This is a genomic window from Thiobacillus sp. SCN 63-57 (assembly GCF_001725555.1).
In the GTDB taxonomy this organism is placed as follows: domain Bacteria; phylum Pseudomonadota; class Gammaproteobacteria; order Burkholderiales; family Thiobacillaceae; genus Thiobacillus.
This window is the reverse complement of record NZ_MEGP01000001.1, coordinates 1-16,844: the sequence shown is the minus strand read 5'-3', so window position 1 is coordinate 16,844 and position 16,844 is coordinate 1. Positions and strand designations below refer to the sequence as shown.

The 16,844-nt window shown below is 63.5% G+C and carries 15 protein-coding genes; 8 read left to right on the top strand and 7 right to left on the bottom strand.

The genetic code is table 11. The features are described 5' to 3' along the window. The first annotated feature begins 182 nt into the window (after window positions 1–182). Entirely contained in the window at window positions 183–3,845 is a 3,663-nt protein-coding gene (locus tag ABT23_RS00075; RefSeq protein WP_296629528.1) for an EAL domain-containing protein, read from the top strand. A gap of 19 nt (window positions 3,846–3,864) precedes the next feature. Here ABT23_RS00075 and ABT23_RS00070 read toward each other — a convergent pair whose 3' ends face one another. Both ABT23_RS00070 and ABT23_RS00065 read right to left on the bottom strand, forming a co-directional pair. Next, window positions 3,865–5,577, bottom strand: coding sequence for a methyl-accepting chemotaxis protein (locus ABT23_RS00070; protein ID WP_296629527.1), 1,713 nt, complete (start codon window positions 5,575–5,577; stop codon window positions 3,865–3,867). Between the two features lie 239 nt (window positions 5,578–5,816). Beyond that, a complete protein-coding gene (locus ABT23_RS00065; RefSeq protein WP_296629525.1) occupies window positions 5,817–6,281 on the bottom strand; it encodes a tRNA (cytidine(34)-2'-O)-methyltransferase in 465 nt (154 codons plus the stop codon). A gap of 43 nt (window positions 6,282–6,324) precedes the next feature. On the opposite strand from ABT23_RS00065, the gene gshA reads away from it, so the two are divergent. Genes gshA through ptsP form a run of 7 tightly spaced genes read left to right on the top strand, consistent with a single transcriptional unit; the run spans window position 6,325 to window position 12,512 of the window. Next, window positions 6,325–7,632, top strand: a complete 1,308-nt coding sequence (gene gshA, locus ABT23_RS00060) for a glutamate--cysteine ligase (protein WP_296629522.1) — start codon at window positions 6,325–6,327, stop codon at window positions 7,630–7,632. Next, the gene (gshB, locus tag ABT23_RS00055; RefSeq protein ID WP_296629520.1) at window positions 7,629–8,585 is read left to right on the top strand and encodes a glutathione synthase; all 957 of its coding nucleotides are present in this window, start codon (window positions 7,629–7,631) and stop codon (window positions 8,583–8,585) included. The genes gshA and gshB overlap by 4 nt, the downstream gene beginning before the upstream one ends. Next, complete coding sequence (locus ABT23_RS00050) at window positions 8,582–9,061, top strand: GNAT family N-acetyltransferase (RefSeq protein ID WP_296629519.1); 480 nt, start codon at window positions 8,582–8,584, stop codon at window positions 9,059–9,061. Before gshB ends, ABT23_RS00050 begins: the two co-directional genes overlap by 4 nt. Beyond that, window positions 9,058–10,095, top strand: a complete 1,038-nt coding sequence (locus ABT23_RS00045) for an FAD:protein FMN transferase (RefSeq protein WP_296629517.1) — start codon at window positions 9,058–9,060, stop codon at window positions 10,093–10,095. The genes ABT23_RS00050 and ABT23_RS00045 overlap by 4 nt, the downstream gene beginning before the upstream one ends. Before the next feature lie 29 nt (window positions 10,096–10,124). Beyond that, window positions 10,125–10,541 carry a PTS sugar transporter subunit IIA gene (locus tag ABT23_RS00040; RefSeq protein ID WP_296629515.1) on the top strand — a complete coding sequence of 139 codons (417 nt, stop codon included), beginning with the start codon at window positions 10,125–10,127 and terminating at the stop codon, window positions 10,539–10,541. Further along, window positions 10,522–10,791: an HPr family phosphocarrier protein gene (locus ABT23_RS00035; protein WP_018507122.1), complete on the top strand. Its 270-nt coding sequence runs from the start codon at window positions 10,522–10,524 to the stop codon at window positions 10,789–10,791. Before ABT23_RS00040 ends, ABT23_RS00035 begins: the two co-directional genes overlap by 20 nt. Further along, window positions 10,788–12,512, top strand: a complete 1,725-nt coding sequence (gene ptsP, locus ABT23_RS00030) for a phosphoenolpyruvate--protein phosphotransferase (protein WP_296629513.1) — start codon at window positions 10,788–10,790, stop codon at window positions 12,510–12,512. Before ABT23_RS00035 ends, ptsP begins: the two co-directional genes overlap by 4 nt. Window positions 12,513–12,529: 17 nt before the next feature. On the opposite strand, the gene ABT23_RS00025 is transcribed toward ptsP, so the two are convergent. Genes ABT23_RS00025 through ABT23_RS00005 form a run of 5 tightly spaced genes read right to left on the bottom strand, consistent with a single transcriptional unit; the run spans window position 12,530 to window position 16,789 of the window. Next, a complete protein-coding gene (locus ABT23_RS00025; RefSeq protein ID WP_296629511.1) occupies window positions 12,530–14,434 on the bottom strand; it encodes a dynamin family protein in 1,905 nt (634 codons plus the stop codon). Continuing rightward, on the bottom strand, window positions 14,431–14,751 hold the full coding sequence (locus ABT23_RS00020; protein WP_296629509.1) for a DUF167 domain-containing protein: 321 nt from the start codon (window positions 14,749–14,751) through the stop codon (window positions 14,431–14,433). Before ABT23_RS00020 ends, ABT23_RS00025 begins: the two co-directional genes overlap by 4 nt. Continuing rightward, a complete protein-coding gene (locus ABT23_RS00015; protein ID WP_296629506.1) occupies window positions 14,738–15,313 on the bottom strand; it encodes a YggT family protein in 576 nt (191 codons plus the stop codon). Before ABT23_RS00015 ends, ABT23_RS00020 begins: the two co-directional genes overlap by 14 nt. Next, complete coding sequence (gene proC / locus ABT23_RS00010) at window positions 15,310–16,125, bottom strand: pyrroline-5-carboxylate reductase (protein ID WP_296629503.1); 816 nt, start codon at window positions 16,123–16,125, stop codon at window positions 15,310–15,312. The genes ABT23_RS00015 and proC overlap by 4 nt, the downstream gene beginning before the upstream one ends. Then, a complete protein-coding gene (locus tag ABT23_RS00005; protein ID WP_296629710.1) occupies window positions 16,118–16,789 on the bottom strand; it encodes a YggS family pyridoxal phosphate-dependent enzyme in 672 nt (223 codons plus the stop codon). The genes proC and ABT23_RS00005 overlap by 8 nt, the downstream gene beginning before the upstream one ends. Window positions 16,790–16,844 lie beyond the last annotated feature (55 nt).

The following is a 16,844-nucleotide window of genomic DNA, read 5'->3' as shown; positions in this document are numbered from 1 at the left end:
ACGCCTTTCGAAAGCCACCTCGCCTATATCGCAGGCAGAATCGACCCGACGCCCACCTTAAAACGGCGCTTGTCGTAGTGCAGGCGCCCGGCTACAGTCCATTTAACAATGTCCGTTACACATCGGACAGGCTGCCTCACAACACAACGAACAAAGGATTCGCCCCCTAGGCCTCCATCAGCATGAGCAGCTCCGTCAAACCGCTATCCAAGAACGACCCCAGACCTCTGCGCGGCCTGTTCTATGCCTTGATCGGGTTCTTCGTGCTGGCTTATTTCATCGCCGTTACCCGGCATTGGTTCGATGCGAAACGGGATATCGAGGCGCAATTGCGTTATTTCAACAGCATCCTGGTGCAGAACACGCGCACCACGTTGAAAAACTATGAACTGGTCCTGCGCGGCCTGGGTAGCGAACTCATCGCCCAGGGCGCTTTGCAATCACCCTCCCGCGGGCGCGAACTCATCGAGCGCATGAAATCGATCGACCCGGGCATGGCCGGGTTGGGGCTGGCCAGGCCCGATGGACAACTCATCCTGGTCAGTGGCGTCCCGGATGGCAAACCCTTGCCCAACCTGCTGAACCAACCCGAAACCCGCGACAGTTTCCTCGCCTGTATCCGTTCCGGCCATATCCAGCTCGGCCGGCCGTACTACATGAAAGCCTTGAATCTCTGGGTAAACCCTGTGCGGGTGCCCATTCTCGATTCGCAGGGCCGGCTGGTCGCAGTCATGACGGCCGGGTATTCGATCGAGGGCGGTACCACCTTGTGGGCGCACACGACCCTGCCGCCCGAGATCCAGATGGGGCTGCTGCGCGACGACCATTACCTGCAATATTTCTATCCGCTGCCCGCGGGCGAACCACGCGCCACGATCCAACGTACATATGGCCAGCCGGTCTCGCCGGAAACCCTTCGCCAGCTTGCCGCAGCGAAGCGCGAACGCGGCGCGATGAGTATCAATCTTCCGCGTAATCAGGGACACCATTATCTCGTCTACGAACGCATAGACGAGTATGGCCTGCTGGCCGGCTCGCTGATTCCCTGGCATGCCATCGTATACAACTGGCTGCAGCGGCTGCTGTTGGCCAGCCTGCTGCTCATCGTCTTCCTGCTGGGCGGCACATGGATCTATCGGCGCTCACTGGCACGCCAGATCGAGTCCGACGCAGCCGTCGCGCATCTTTCCGCCTGGCAACAGGCCGTCTTGGACAGTGCCGATTACAGCATCATCTCCACCGATACCGCCGGCATCATTGTCAGCTTCAACGCGGCAGCCCAGCGCATGCTCGGGTATGCAGCGGACGAGGTGATCGGCAAGCAGACGCCGGCCCTCTTCCACGACACGGACGAAATACGTCAGCACGCGGCAGCGCTCACCCAGGAACTGGGCGAACCGATCCAGCCCGGGTTTGATGCCTTTGTCGCCAAGGCCAGGCGCGGCCAATCCGAGGAGCGCGAGTGGACCTATCTGCGCAGGGATGGAAGCCGTATTCCGGTGCGGCTGTCGGTCACCCCCTTGCATGGCCCGGATGGAAAAATCGAAGGTTTCCTGGGAGTCGCAGCGGATCTGTCTGCGCAAAAGCAGACCCAGGCCAGTCTGCGCGACAGCCAGGCGCGCTATCGCACCCTGTTCGAACGTGCGGGCGACAGCATCTTCCTGATGAAGGGGGAGTACTTCGTGGATTGCAACCCGGCCACGCTGGAGATGTTCGGCTGCACGCGCGAGCAGATCATCGGCACCACGCCTTATCGGTATTCCCCCGAGTTCCAGCCGGATGGCCGCCTGTCCAAGACCAAGGCGCAGGAAAAAATCACGGCGGCCTTCGGCGGTGAAACCCAGTTCTTCGAATGGCGCCACCAACGTTACGATGGCTCGCCCTTCGATGCGGAAGTGACCTTGAACATCGTCACGATCGGGGACGAACCGCACATCCTGGCGACCGTGCGCGACATCAGCGAACGCAAGAAAGCCGAGGCCGAATTGATGCTGTCGCGCCAGGCCCTGATCGAACGCAACGAACATCTACGTCTCATCAACCAGTTGTCCAATCGCCTGCACGCCTCCCTGAAACTGGATGCGATCCTCCAGGAAACCATGGAGGCCCTGCTCGGCCTGAGCCATGCGCCGAGTATCGCGATCTATCTGCTGTCTGCGGATGCCGCCCGGTTGGACCTGGTGGCCCATCGCGGCTTCGAGGAGCGGATATTGCGGCTGATCGTCAATCTGCCCGTAGCGGGAAGCCACAGCGGCCAGGCGGTGACTCAAAAGCGCTTGCTGGCCAGCAACGATCTTTCCCACGACGACCGTGTTCCGACTGATCTGAAGAATGTTTTGATAGCGGCGAATCTGAACTCGGCACTCATCATTCCCATGATTTATCACGAGCAGGCACTGGGCTGCATCAATTTGGCATACCGCGAGCAGCGGACCTTCAGCGATGTGGAACTGGAAACCTTGAACGCCTTCAGCAATACCGTCGCCTTGGCCATCGCCAATTCGCGCCATGTCGTCAGCCTGGGCTTCCAGGCCAAACACGACAGTCTCACCGCTTTGCCCAATCGCTCGGTCCTGCATGAGGAATTCGCCGCCCGGATCGAGCAGGCTCCCGACGGGCTGACCGCACTCCTGCTACTGGATCTGGACCACTTCAAGGAAATCAATGACACCCTGGGTCACCACGTTGGCGATCACCTGCTGACGCATATCGGCCCGCGGCTGCAAGACGCCCTGTCTGGCACGCATGCCCTGGTTTGTCGCCTGGGTGGAGATGAATTCGCCGTACTGCTCACGGGACTGCATGACAAAACCGATGCCGTCACGCTGGCCAAACATGTGACGACGGTGCTGCGCAGGCCTTTTATGGTGGATGGCATGGCCTTGCAGGTTGGCGTCAGCGTGGGCGTGGCGTACCACCCGGAACACGGCGAGAGTAGCCATGCGCTGTTGCGGGCGGCGGATGTGGCCATGTATCAGGCGAAGACACTGACGGCCGGTGTCGTGGTCTACGACCGCAGTTTCGACAATTACAGCCCGGACCGTCTCGCCCTCGCCAGCGAACTGGTGCAGGCGGTCCAAGGCGGGGAATTGGTGCTTCACTACCAACCCAAGCTGGACATTGCGAGCGGACAGGTTACCGGTTTCGAGGCGCTGGTGCGCTGGCAGAACCCCCGCCGCGGTCTGCTGTATCCCGGCGCCTTCATCCATCTGGTGGAAATGAACGACGTCATCCACCCCTTTACGACCGCCATCATGGACCTGGCGCTGGCGGACAAACGGCGCCTGCACGACCTGGGGTATACGCAACCCGTGGCCATCAATCTTTCCGTACGCAACCTGATGGACGCCCACTACGTGGCCCGGCTTGCGGATGCCATCACCCGGCATGGCATCCCAGAACAGGAAGTCGAGCTGGAACTGACCGAGACCGCCCTGATGCACGACCCGGACAGTTCGGTCGCGTTGCTGCAGGAAATCGCGGCCATGGGCGTGAACATCGCCGTCGACGATTTCGGCACAGGCTATTCCTCCCTGGCCTATCTGAGGCGCCTCCCGCTCAGCGCCCTGAAGATCGACCGTTCATTCGTCATGGGCATGAACGGCAACACCCAGGACGCGATCATCGTGCGGTCCACTGTCGCCCTGGCCCACAGCCTGGGACTGCGCGTCATCGCGGAAGGCGTGGAGGATGCGGAAGCCTTGGCCCTGCTGGCCAGCATGGGATGCGAGCAAGCCCAGGGCTACCACCTGAGCCGGCCTCTTCCTTTGAACGAACTGATCGCCTGGCTGCAGGCTCGCAGCGGGCAGGGCGCCACGATTATCGACCAAACCGCCTGCACCTGATAGCGGCAGGCGGCCTTGGCTAGCGCGCGGCCGCCCGCTTTTCCGGTATGGCCCTGGAGGCGTCCGGCATCCGGGTCGTCCGGGCCGACATGTGCAAAACCGGCCGCGCGGCACGCTCGGGTCGGACTGACGTTCCACCACGCTGCAGGCGGAACATGCTTACCGCCTGGGCAAGTTTGTCCGCCCGCTCATGCAGGCTCTCTGCCGCCGCTGCGGCCTGCTCCACCAGCGCGGCATTCTGCTGGGTCATTTCGTCCATCTGCCCGACTGCCTGATTGACCTGCTCGATGCCGGCGCTCTGCTGCTGGCTTGCCGTGGCAATCCCGCTCATGAGTTCGGCCACCAGTTCCACCGAAGTGACGATGTCCTCCATGGCCCCGCCCGCTTCGCCCACCAGTTTGCTGCCCAGATCGACCTTTTCCACCGAATCGCCAATGAGCGACTTGATCTCGCGGGCGGCGCCGGCGGAACGCTGCGCCAGGCTCCTGACTTCGCCCGCGACCACGGCGAAACCGCGCCCCTGTTCCCCGGCGCGCGCCGCCTCCACGGCGGCGTTCAGCGCCAGGATATTGGTCTGGAAGGCGATACCGTCGATCACGCCGATGATATCGGCAATTTTCTTCGAACTGGCACTGATCGAGGCCATGGTGTCGACCACCTGTCCAACCATCGCCCCGCCCTTGGCAGCAATCTCGGCAGTCGAGCCGACCAGCTGGTTGGCATGGCGCGCATGCTCGGCATTCTGCTTCACCGCGCTGGTGAGCTCTTCCATGGAACTGGCGGTTTCCTCAAGGCTCGATGCCTGCGATTCGGTACGCCCAGACAGGTCTGCGTTGCCGGAAGCGATCTCGCTGGCCGCAATCCTGATGCTCTCGACGTTCAAGCCGATATCGGACACCGCGCCGACCATGTTGGCCTTCATCTGGGTCAGCGCACGCATCAGCTGGCCGGTCTCGTCCCAGGCTGACACCTCGAACTGAAGTGACAGATCGCCGCCTGCGATCGCGTGTGCGACGCCCAACGCACGGTCCAGCGGACGCAGGATCGTGCGCGAGATGAAATAACCGAACGACAGCGTCAGGAGCGCACCGATTCCGCCTGCCGTCACCATCAATGCAGGTAACGCACTCTGCACGCCGGCCGCCTTGGCCAGGTCGCGGGTTTCCCACCCGCCGAACAGGCCGACCCCCAGCATCAAGGCCGCGCCGATCCCGGTGCTCAACGCAATGCGCTGATTGACCGGAATACGCCGGAAAGACATCAACCGGCCAAGCAGCCCTGTACGGACGACCATGCCATGCCGGATCGCCATATGGTCCGCCCGGCCCTCCTTGAATTGGCGATAAAGGTGCTCGGCTTCAGCTATCTGTGCCCGCGACAGCTTGGTTCGAACCGACAGGTAACCGTTCGTCGCGCCGTTTTCATGCACCGGCGTCACGTTGGCGAACACCCAGTAGAAATCCCCATTCTTGCGTCGGTTCTTCACCACGCCGCTCCAGGGCAAGCCGGCTTTCACGGTAGCCCAGAGATCCGAAAACGCTTCTTCCGGCATGTCCGGGTGGCGGACAAGATTATGGGGTTTCCCGAGCAATTCGGCTTCGCTAAAGCCGCTTGCCTCCATGAAGGCGAGGTTTGCGTAGATGATTCGCCCCTTCAGATCGGTCCTGGAGACCAGCGACACGCCGTCGCTCAATTCATATTCACTATTCGTAATGGGCAAATTGACGCGCATACCTTCCTCAACTATCTGTTATTTCTCGATACGTTATCCGGCGGACCATTCAAGATAAATGACATATATAGATAACGTTATCTTTAATATCGTCTTCCCCCACGTAAACTTTAGCGCCGCGACCTATCTGGAATTCACGCGCAGACAGGCAAGACCCGAACCATGGGACGCCAGGCGAGTCAATCGAGACAGGTGATGTCCAAGGTATGCGAGAGGATGCAGCCTTACGTGCTGCGGGCTTAGGCGCCGCCCGTAAAGCCGTTTTGGCGCCAGGCCTCGAACACGACCACGCTGACGGCATTGGACAGGTTCATGCTGCGCGAGCCAGGCAGCATCGGCAGGCGCAGGCGATGGCCCGCGTCGAACTGTCCCAGGATATCCGGAGGCAGGCCGCGCGACTCCGGGCCGAACAGCAGCACGTCGTCCGGCCGAAAGGCGATATCGGCATAGCGTGCGCTGCCCTTGGTGGTGAGCGCAAACCAGCGCCGGTCGGCCAGGGCCACCTGTACCGCGTCCCAGCCGGCATGCACCGTGACGCAGGCCATGTCGTGGTAATCCAGCCCGGCGCGCGCCACCTGCTTGTCCGACAGGTCGAAGCCCAGCGGCTCGACCAGATGCAGGCGGCAACCGGTGTTGGCCGCAAGGCGGATGAGGTTGCCGGTGTTGGGCGGAATCTCGGGCTGAAACAAAACGATGTCAAACATCCGGCTTGGCCTAAAATAAAACCTTCTTCGAAAGCCCTATTCTATGGTTCCTTACCTCACCACTGCACTCACTGGCCCGCTGCTGGAGTTGGAAAAACGCCTGCTCGATGCCCAGCCGACCATCGAGCACTGGTTTCGCCAGCAATGGAAGGAACAGTCGGCGCCGTTCTATACCTCGGTTGACATCCGCAATGCAGGCTTCAAGCTGGCCCCGGTCGACACCAATCTGTTTCCGGGCGGCTTCAACAACCTCAACCCGTCGTTCATGTCGCTGTCCATCCACGCGGCAATGGGCGCGGTGGAAAAGATCTGCCCCGACGCCCAGCGCCTGCTGCTGATCCCGGAGAACCACACGCGCAATACCTTCTACCTGCAGAACGTCGCGGTGCTCGCGCACATCCTGCGCCAGACCGGTCTGATCGTGCGCATCGGCACCCTGATTCCCGAGATCACCCAGCCGACCACGCTGGAACTGCCAGCCGGCGGGCGTCTCACGCTGGAGCCGCTCGTCCGCAAGGGCGACCGCGTCGGGCTGGAGGGCTTCGACCCCTGCGCAGTGCTGCTCAACAACGACCTTTCGGCGGGCGTGCCCGATATCCTCAAGGGCATCGAGCAGACCATCATGCCGCCGCTGCACGCCGGCTGGGCGACCCGCCGCAAGTCGAGCCATTTCGCGGCCTACCAGCACGTCGCCAGCGAATTCTCCCGGCTGGTCGGCATCGACCCCTGGCTGATCGACCCCTATTTCAACCACTGCGGCAAGATCGACTTCCAGGCGCGCCAGGGCGAAGAATGCCTGGCCGAGAAAGTGGGCGAGATGCTGGACAAGATTCAGCTCAAATACGACGAGTACCGCATCGACCAGCCGCCCTTCGTCATCGTCAAGGCCGACGCCGGCACCTATGGCATGGGGATCATGACGGTGAAATCGCCGGACGACGTGCGCGAACTCAACCGCAAGCAGCGCAACAAGATGGCGGTCGGCAAGGAAGGGCTCGCCTTCAGCGAGGTATTGATCCAGGAAGGGGTCTATACCTTCGAAAGCATCAACGGCGCGGTCGCCGAACCGGTGGTCTACATGCTCGACCATTTCGTCGTCGGCGGTTTCTACCGCGTGCACACCGGGCGCGGGTCGGACGAGAACCTCAACAGCCCCGGCATGCATTTCGTGCCCCTGGCGTTCGACGACACCTGCCTGACGCCCGACCGCAGCGCCAACCCCGACGCCGCGCCCAACCGCTTCTACGCCTACGGGGTGATTGCGCGGCTGGCGATGCTGGCCGCCAGCATCGAGCTCGACGAAGCGCTCAACGAGGCCGAGAACACCGAAAACGCGGTTGCCGCTGCATGAAACTGCTGTTCATCGTCGATCCCCTGGCCGGCCTCAAGCCTTACAAGGACAGTTCGGTGGCCATGATGCGCGCCGCCGTGGCGCGCGGCCATGCCGTGTTCGCTGCCGAGGCCAGCCAATTGCACATCGCAAGCGGCATCGCCTGTACGGCCAGCGTCGCGCTTGAAATATGCGCCGACGACGATTGGTACCGCGCCACGCAAAGCGATGTTCGCGCCCTGAAGGATTTCGACGCCGTGGTGATGCGCACCGACCCGCCGGTGGACACCGATTATCTGCTGGCCACCCATCTGCTCGGCATCGCCGAAGCCAATGGCGCGCACGTATTGAACCGGCCGGCCGCCCTGCGCGATTTCAACGAGAAACTGGCGATCCTCAATTTTCCGCAATTCGTCGCCCCCACCCTGGTTGCCGCCAATGCCACAAATATCGGGCGTTTCCTCGCCGAGCACCAGGACATCATCGTCAAGCCCCTCACCGAAATGGGCGGCAGCGGCATCTTCCGCCTGACGCAATCCGACCTCAATCGCAACGCCATTCTCGAAACACTGACGCAACGCGGTCGCCGCGCCATCATGGCGCAGCGCTATCTGCCGGCAATCAAGGACGGCGACAAACGCATCCTCCTGATCGACGGCGAGGTGGTGCCATGGGCGCTGGCGCGCATTCCCCTGGCGGGCGAAACGCGCGGCAACCTCGCCGCAGGCGGCACGGCCCGTGCGCAACCCCTGTCCGCGCGCGACCGCGAGATCGCCGAAACCATCGCGCCGTGGGCGAAACACCACGGCATCTTCCTCGCCGGGCTCGACGTGATCGGCGACTGCCTCACCGAAATCAACGTCACCAGTCCGACCGGTTTCCAGGAAATCGCCGCGCAGACCGGGCACGACGTTGCCGCACAATTCATCGCCGCGGTCGAGCACACCCGGCTCGCCGAACAGTCGCCGGGATGACCGCCGACATCCTGATCCGGCAGGCCCATACGAAGGATGCCCCCGCGATTGCCGTCCTGGTCGGCGAATTGCTCGTGGAAATCATGAACGCGATCGACACCCAGGCTTTCAACTTCAATCTCCAGGAAACGACCGCAAGACTGGAGGCATACCTGGCCAACGGGACCTATGTCGTCTTTGTGGTCCGGCCTGCCAATGGCGATCCGGTCGGCTTCGTGGCGCTCTGCGAATGCCACGCGCTGTATGCCGAAGGCGCTTTCGGCACGATCCCGGAACTGTACGTTCGCCCGGCATACCGCACCCGCAGTCTGGGAATGCGGCTGGTTTCCGAAGCCAGGGCATACGGCACGGCGCGAGGATGGAAACGGCTGGAAGTCACCACTCCGCCGCTTCCGCAATTCGACAGGACGCTGGCGTTTTATGAGCGTGAGGGGTTTTCCGTTGCCGGTGGCCGCAAGCTGAGAATGCTGTTGTGAACCCTGCCACGTCGAACGCCAGCGCCCTAAATGGACGCATCGCACGGCTCATTCTGTGGCTGCTGCTCATGCCCCTCGCCCTGGCCGCCTGCAGTTCGCCGCCACTGGTTCAGCAGCAATCCTACGTATTCGGCACATTGGTCGAAATCAGTGTCTACGACGCACCGGAAACGCAGGCCCAGCAGGCGATCGCCGCCGTACTGGCGCGTTTCGATGCACTGCATCACCAATTGCATGCCTGGCAACCGAGCGAACTGTCGCGGCTCAACGCCGGACTGGCCAAAGGGGCGCGCATTCCCGTCTCCCCCGAGCTCGCCGCCATGCTGCGTGACGCCCAAACGATTTCGGCCCGGTCGAACGACCTGTTCAACCCAACCATCGGCAACCTGATTGCATTGTGGGGATTCCATGCCGACACGCCGCAGGGGAACGTACCGGATGCCGCCGCCATTGCACGCTGGGTGAAGGCAGCGCCGCGCATGGAAGACCTGCATATCGAACACGACCAGGTCTGGAGCGACAATCCGGCCGTCCAGCTGGATCTCGGCGGCTACGCCAAAGGCTACGCACTGGATGAGGCCGTTCGCATCCTGACATCCCACGGCATCAAAAACGCACTGGTGAACATCGGCGGCAATGTCATCGCGCTGGGACAGCATGGCGACCGTCCATGGCGCGTCGGCATCCAGCACCCGCGCAAGCCCGGCACGCTGGCGACACTGGACCTGCACGACGGCGATGCAATCGGCACCTCGGGCGATTACCAGCGCTATTTCGAGGCCGGTGGGCATCGCTACTGCCACCTGATCGATCCACGCACCGGCTGGCCGGCATCCGGCATGCAATCGGTCACGATCCTGGTGTCGGGCGATCATGCCGGGACACGTTCGGACGCGCTGTCCAAACCGCTCTTCATCGACGGCGCCGCCCGGCTGGCCGACAACGCGTCCCGGCTGGGTATCGCCGACTATCTGGCGGTAGACGCCGCCGGGCAAATCCATGTCTCGCCAGCAATGAAAGCCCGGCTTCGCTAGAATGTCGTTTTTGGCCTGACATCCACCCCATGATAGGCATTCTCATCGTCGCCCACGGGTCGCTTGCCGACAGCCTGGTCGAGTGCGCCACCCACGTGCTGGGACAGCGCCCGCGCGGCCTCGCCACGATTGATTTCATCGGCCATGCCGACCCCGACGAGCGGCAGAAGGCCTTGCAGTCCCGCCTGTCCGAGCTGGACGAAGGCGACGGCATCCTGGTACTGACCGACGTGTACGGCGCCACGCCCAGCAATACGCTGTGCCGCCTGCTCGAACCCGCCCATATCGAAGGCGTTTCCGGCGTCAACCTGCCGATGCTGCTGAAGGCGCTGAACTACCGCGATACCCTGGCATTGCCGCAGCTCATCGAGCGCATCGTCGAAGGCGGCCGCAACAGCATCAACCATATTTCCGAGACCATGTGCCATGCAGCAACGGGACGTTGAAATCGTCAACAAACTGGGCCTGCATGCGCGCCCGTCGGCCCGGCTGACGCAGTTGGCGTCGAGCTTCAAGAGCAATGTGTTCATGTCGCGCAATGGCCGTCGCGTCAATGCCAAGAGCATCATGGGCGTCATGATGCTGGCCGCGGCCAAGGGGACGACCGTGTCCCTGGAGACCGACGGCGACGACGAGGTGGAAGCCATCGACGCACTGGCCGGCCTGATTTCCAGCGGTTTCGGGGAGGAACTGTGAGCTTCTCGCTGCACGGCATCGGCGTCTCGGGCGGCATCGCCATCGGCTATGCGCACCTCGCCTCCAACGCGCGCGTCGAAGTGCCGCAATACATGCTCGACCGCAAGTACATCAAGGACGAGCTGGCGCGCTTCGACGAGGCCATCTTCGCCACCCGCGCCGAGCTCGAGGTCCTGCGCAGCCACATCCCGCCCAATGCGCCGGCCGAACTGTCGGCCTTCCTCGACATGCACCTGATGTTCCTCGGCGACTCGATGATCGCCGAGGCGCCCAAGAAGCTGATCCGCGAAACCCAGTGCAACGCCGAGTGGGCGTTGGCGCAGCAGATGGAAGCGCTGGTGGCACGCTTCGAGGAAATCGACGACGCCTATCTGCGCAGCCGCCAGGAAGACGTGGTGCAGGTGGTTCAGCGCGTGCTGAAGGCATTGATGGGCCACCCCAGCCACCTGCCGCTGGACGTCGACTTCGACAGCGAACGCATCCTGGTCGCGCACGAGCTGTCGCCGGCCGACATGGTCATCTTCAAGAACGTGCATTTCGCCGCCTTCATCACCGATCTCGGCGGCACCACGTCGCATACGGCGATCCTGGCGCGCAGCATGGGCATGCCGTCGGTGATGGCGCTGCACAATGGGCGCGGCCTGATCCGCGACCACGACCTGCTGATCGTCGATGGCCGCGACGGCGTGGTGATCGTCAATCCGGACGAGTCGGTGCTGGCCGAATACCGGCTGCGGCAGAATCAATGGCGCATCGATACCGACAAGCTCAAGCGGTTGAAGACCAGCAAATCGGCCACCCTGGACGGCACGCCGGTCGAACTGATGGCCAACATCGAGTTGCTCTCCGACATCGACGCGGTGAAGGCCGCGGGTGCGCACGGCATCGGCCTGTTCCGCAGCGAGTTCCTCTTCCTCAACCGCAGCGACCTGCCGAGCGAGGAAGAACAATACGAATCCTACAAGGCGGTGGCCGAGGCGCTGGACGGCAAGCCGGTCACCATCCGCACGCTTGACCTGGGCGCCGACAAGCAAGCGCCGTGGGGCCACACCGTGGCCGACAACCCGGCACTGGGATTGCGCGCAATCCGCCTGTGCCTGGCCGAACCCGGCCTGTTCCATGCCCAGTTGCGCGCGATCCTGCGGGCATCGGTCCATGGCCAGGTACGCATCCTCATTCCCATGCTGGCAAGTTTCATGGAGTTGCGGCAGACCCTGCAACGCATCGACGAGGCCAAGGCCTCACTGCGCAAGGACGGGCTGAAATTCGACGAAGGCATCCTGCTCGGGGGCATGATCGAAGTTCCCGCCGCCGCGCTCTCGGCCAGCTTCTTCGCCGAGCAGCTCGACTTCCTGTCGATCGGCACCAATGACCTGATCCAGTACACGCTGGCGATCGACCGCGCCGACGACAGCGTCGCGCATCTGTACGATCCGCTGCATCCCGCGGTGCTCAACCTCATCCAGCTGACCATCCGAGCCGGCGACAAGGCCGGCAAACCGGTTTCGGTATGCGGGGAAATGGCGGGCGATCCGCTGCTGACGCGCTTGTTGCTGGGGCTGGGGCTGCGGACGTTTTCGATGCAGCCCGCCAGCCTGCTGCAGGTCAAGCAGCAGGTGCTGAAATCCCACCTGGATGAATTGACTTCGGCTACGCAGCGATTGCTGAAGAACACCGACCCGGACAAGACCTCGGTACTGCTGGAGCGCCTGAACGGCTAGTCAAGTCTGGCGGAACCCTAAGCCGCGAGTTGCTCGGCCATGCGGGCGAGTTCGAGCTTGTCGTGGCGTAGCGTGCTGATCTCCTGCTTGATCTGCGCCATGCGGCTGTGCAGCGTGCCCATGTTTTCCAGGATACGCTGCAGGCTGGCCAGCCGCGTGTCGAGATACTGTTTGTGCTCGCGGATGCGCGTCATGATGGGATCGAGCGCGATACGCAGCCAGCGCTCCGCCTCCAGCCGCGCGAGCTTGAATGCCTTGCGCGCCTCCTCGGCCAGGCCGGCATAAAAACGCCGGATCATGAAACGTTTTTCCAGCATCAGGTTGGCGGGATCCTTGCAGAAGGCGTCCGTCTCGCGGGTCAGCGCGTCCAGCCGGTTGCGGTAGGCGCCCAGATCGAGCCGCGGCACCTGCATCTTCGGCAGATTGTGCTTGCGGTGAAACCGCATATAGGCCTGATCGAGCGCATCGAGCATGTTGTCCGCCAGACGGGTCGCCTGCTGGAAGCGGCCGCCCATTTCTTCGCTCAGGTGGCGGATGCCGCTGGTCAGTCCGCGTGTAGTCCAGCTGTTTTCCATGGCGTCGCGGGCCGCTTTCAGGATCGTATCCAGCGTATCTTCAGACAGGTTCGACAGCAGATGTTCACCCTGTCCCTGCACCATTTTCCGGGTCGCGCGGAACTGGTCGGCGGTGGCGTCGTAACTGTCCTTCTCCTGTTGCAGGCTGGCGCGCGTCTGTTCGATCAGTTCGCGGTTCTTGCCCGACAACTGGGTCAGCTGGATCAGTTCGTCGCTGCTGCGTTTGAGTCGCGCGGCCAGATCGGTCCGGCTCTCGTCGAGCAGCGCCGCCACTTCGCGGCTGACCGCATGGTAGAGCATGTCGCGTCGCGCCGGGATCACCTGATGCGCCAGCAGATACTCCAGCGATTCGATACCGGAACGCACGCGCAGCGCCACATCTCCCCGAATCGTGGCCGCCAGCGCTTTTTGCGCCGACACGGTGAACACACGGCTGCGCGGCAGCTTCAGTACGCGCGCGGTTTCTTCGGCCTGGCGTTCGATGGTCGCCTGCACTTCGGCGTCGCTCTTGAGTTCGTCCCACAGCATGTCGATCTTGTTGAGGACCGCCACGTGGTAGTTGGAATGGCGGTGGACGTGTTTCTGCCAGATTTCGAGATCCGAGCGCGTCACGCCGGTATCGGTGGCCAGCAGGTACATCACCGCATGCGCATTCGGAATCACCGACAGGGTGAGCTCGGGTTCGGCGCCCAGCGCATTGAGTCCCGGGGTGTCCAGGATCGTCAGCCCGGCCTGTAACAGCGGATGGGGATAATTGACCATGGCGTAGCGCCAGGCCGGCACCTCCACGGTACCGTCGGCGCGCAGCAAGTGGCGCTCGCTGGCGTCCTCGCCGTTCCATAGTCCCATTTCGATGGCATCCACCGCCGGCATCGATTTGGTTTCAGTCAGTTTTTTCAGGCTTTCCTGCAACTGGCGCGGATCGGCAGGATCGAGCAAGACCCGGCACCACTCGATCGGCATGTGCTTGAAACGCGCCAGCGATTCGCCGCGGCGGCGCGTTTCGATCGGCAACAGGCAGAGGCTCGGCACCTCTTCCGGATTCGAGAACAGTTCAGTCGGGCACATGGTGGTGCGCCCGGCGTCGGACGGCAGCAGGCGCTGGCCGTGGTTGGCAAAGAACAGGGCATTGATGAGCTCGGTCTTGCCGCGCGAAAACTCGGCCACGAAGGCCACCACCAGCTTGTCCTGGCGCAGGCCTGCTGCGGTGTCGGCCAGGCGCAGGGTGCGTTCGGCATCGATGCCGTGCTGGCGGTCGAGCCAGTCGGCGTAGTCGGTGATCGCAGTCGCCAGCCGCAACCGCCGCTCGCTGTACTCGGCGACTTCCTGTTCCAGATGGATACTCATGTTCGACTGCTTGTCTCGATATCACGCCAGGGTGCGTCGGCGCCACACACCACCACGGTCTTCTGCCGCGAAGTCTCGCCCCGAACCAGGCGCACCGCGGATTTCGGCAGCCCCAGTCGCGCGGCCAGCCAGGCCAGCAGATGCGCATTCGCTTTGTTATCGACCGGCGGAGCGGCAATCTTTAGTTTCAGGCGGCCGCCATGCTCGCCGACGGCGGCGGTCACCTTCGCGCCTGGCTGCACGTGCAACTCCAGCAGCCAGTCCGCACCATTGCGGTGCGCCCAGACTGGAGGAGACTCCCGCTCAGAGTGCGCCAAGCAAAGCCCGTTCGATTGCCAATACCGGCACCATCAGGACCAGTTGGCACAGGATGAACAGCACCAGCGGCGTCAGGTCGACCTGGCCGACCATCGGAACGATGCGGCGCAGGGGACGCAGAAACGGTTCGGTCAACTCATAGACCACCGGCATCAGCGGGGTATTCGCATTCACCCAGGACAGCACCGCGCGCACCAGGGTCAGGCCGATGATCATGTACACCGTCAGGCTGACCAGCCGTATCGCCGCCAGACCGAGCATGACCGGCCACACTTTGCCTCCCGCCAGCGCGAATGGAAAGCCATCCAGCCAGTAGCTCGCTATCACCACCACCAGTTCGACCAGCCAGGCGAGCAGCAGGCACGCCCAGTCCAGGCCATACAGGCCCGGCACCACACGGCGCAGGGGCTTGACCGCAAAATCGGTGACGGCAACGATGAATTGCGAGAAGGGATTACGAAACGGCACCCGGTACAGCTGCATCATGAAACGCAGCAATACGGCAATCACGAACAGGTTGCCCAGCGTCTGGATCAGGAAGGTCAACGCACCTGCAATCATGCGAGTCGCCCCAGTTCATCGCCCAGTTCGGCGCTGCGCAGGCTGGCCGCCTCCACAGCCTGTCGAATGCCTGCCTTCACGGACGCCGCGTCCAGGGCCGCGAGGCCGCGTTCCGTGGTGCCGCCCTTGGACGTGACCCGCTGGCGCAGGACGGCCGGCTCCTCGCCCGATTCGAGCGCCAGCTTGGCCGCGCCAAAAAAGGTCTGCAGCGCCAGCTGGCGCGCCGTGGCGGCCGGCAGGCCCTGTGCCACGGCGGCGGCCTCCAGCGACTCGATGAAATAGAACACATAGGCGGGGCCGCTGCCCGATACCGCCGTCACGGCATCCAGCCAGGACTCGTCCTCGACCCACACCACGCCGCCCACGGCCCGCAAGACCGCTTCGGCCTGCGAGCGCGCGTCCTGGTCGACGTCCGGCGGCGCATACAGGCCGGTCACCCCTGCCTGGACCAGCGCCGGCGTATTGGGCATGGTGCGGACGATACGGCCATGCCCGCCCAGCCAGCGCGCAAGGTCAGCCACGCGAATCCCGGCGACGATCGAGATCACCAGATGGCCTGCGAGCCGGGACGCCAGGGAGGCCGCCACGTCCGGCAGGGTCTGCGGCTTGACCGCCAGCACGATCAGGCCATGCAGCCGCGCCTGCGACAAGTCCGTATGGGTCACGACGCCGAAGCGCGCGGACAGCTGTGCCCGGGCGTCGGCATTGATTTCCACCACCTCGATGTCGGTAGGCTGGGTGCCGCTGGCGATCAAACCGCCGATGATGGCGGCGGCCATGTTGCCGCCGCCGATGAAACTCACTTTATGCATACCTGGTCCTTTCACCAAAGAGAGCGGTTCCGACCCGAACGATGGTCGCGCCCTCCAGAATTGCCGCTTCGAGATCGCCCGACATGCCCATCGACAGGGTGTCGAGCGCATGGCCGCGCGTTTTCAGATCGTCAAACAGTTCACGTACCTGCCGGAATGCGGCACGCTGCGCCACTGAGTCGAGGGTCGGCGCGGGAATCGCCATGAGGCCGCGCAAGCGCAGGCCGGGGAGCGCCGCCACCGCCGCCCCCAGCGCGGGCAGCTCGGCCGGCGCCACCCCGCCCTTGCTCGCTTCGCCGCTGACATTCACCTCGATGCAGACCTGCAGCGGCGGCAAGCCGGCCGGACGCTGGGCGGACAGACGCTCGGCAATCTTCAGGCGGTCGATGCTGTGCACCCAGCTGAAGTGCTCGGCGATCGCCCGCGTCTTGTTGCTCTGGATCGGCCCGATGAAATGCCACACCAGCGGCAGATCGCGCAGGGCCGCCTGCTTTTCCAGCGCTTCCTGCACATAATTCTCGCCGAATTCGCGCTGGCCACAGGCGGCCAGATCGCGCACCGCCGCCGCGCCGAAGGTCTTGCTGACCGCCAGCAGGCCTATCTCCGCCGCACTGCGCCCGGCTTCGGCCGCAGCCTGCGCGAGACGCGCCTGCACGGCCTGCAAACGGGCGCCTGCGGGGCTGTGGTCCGGCGGCGTGCCAGGCTCAAGTTTGCGGGTT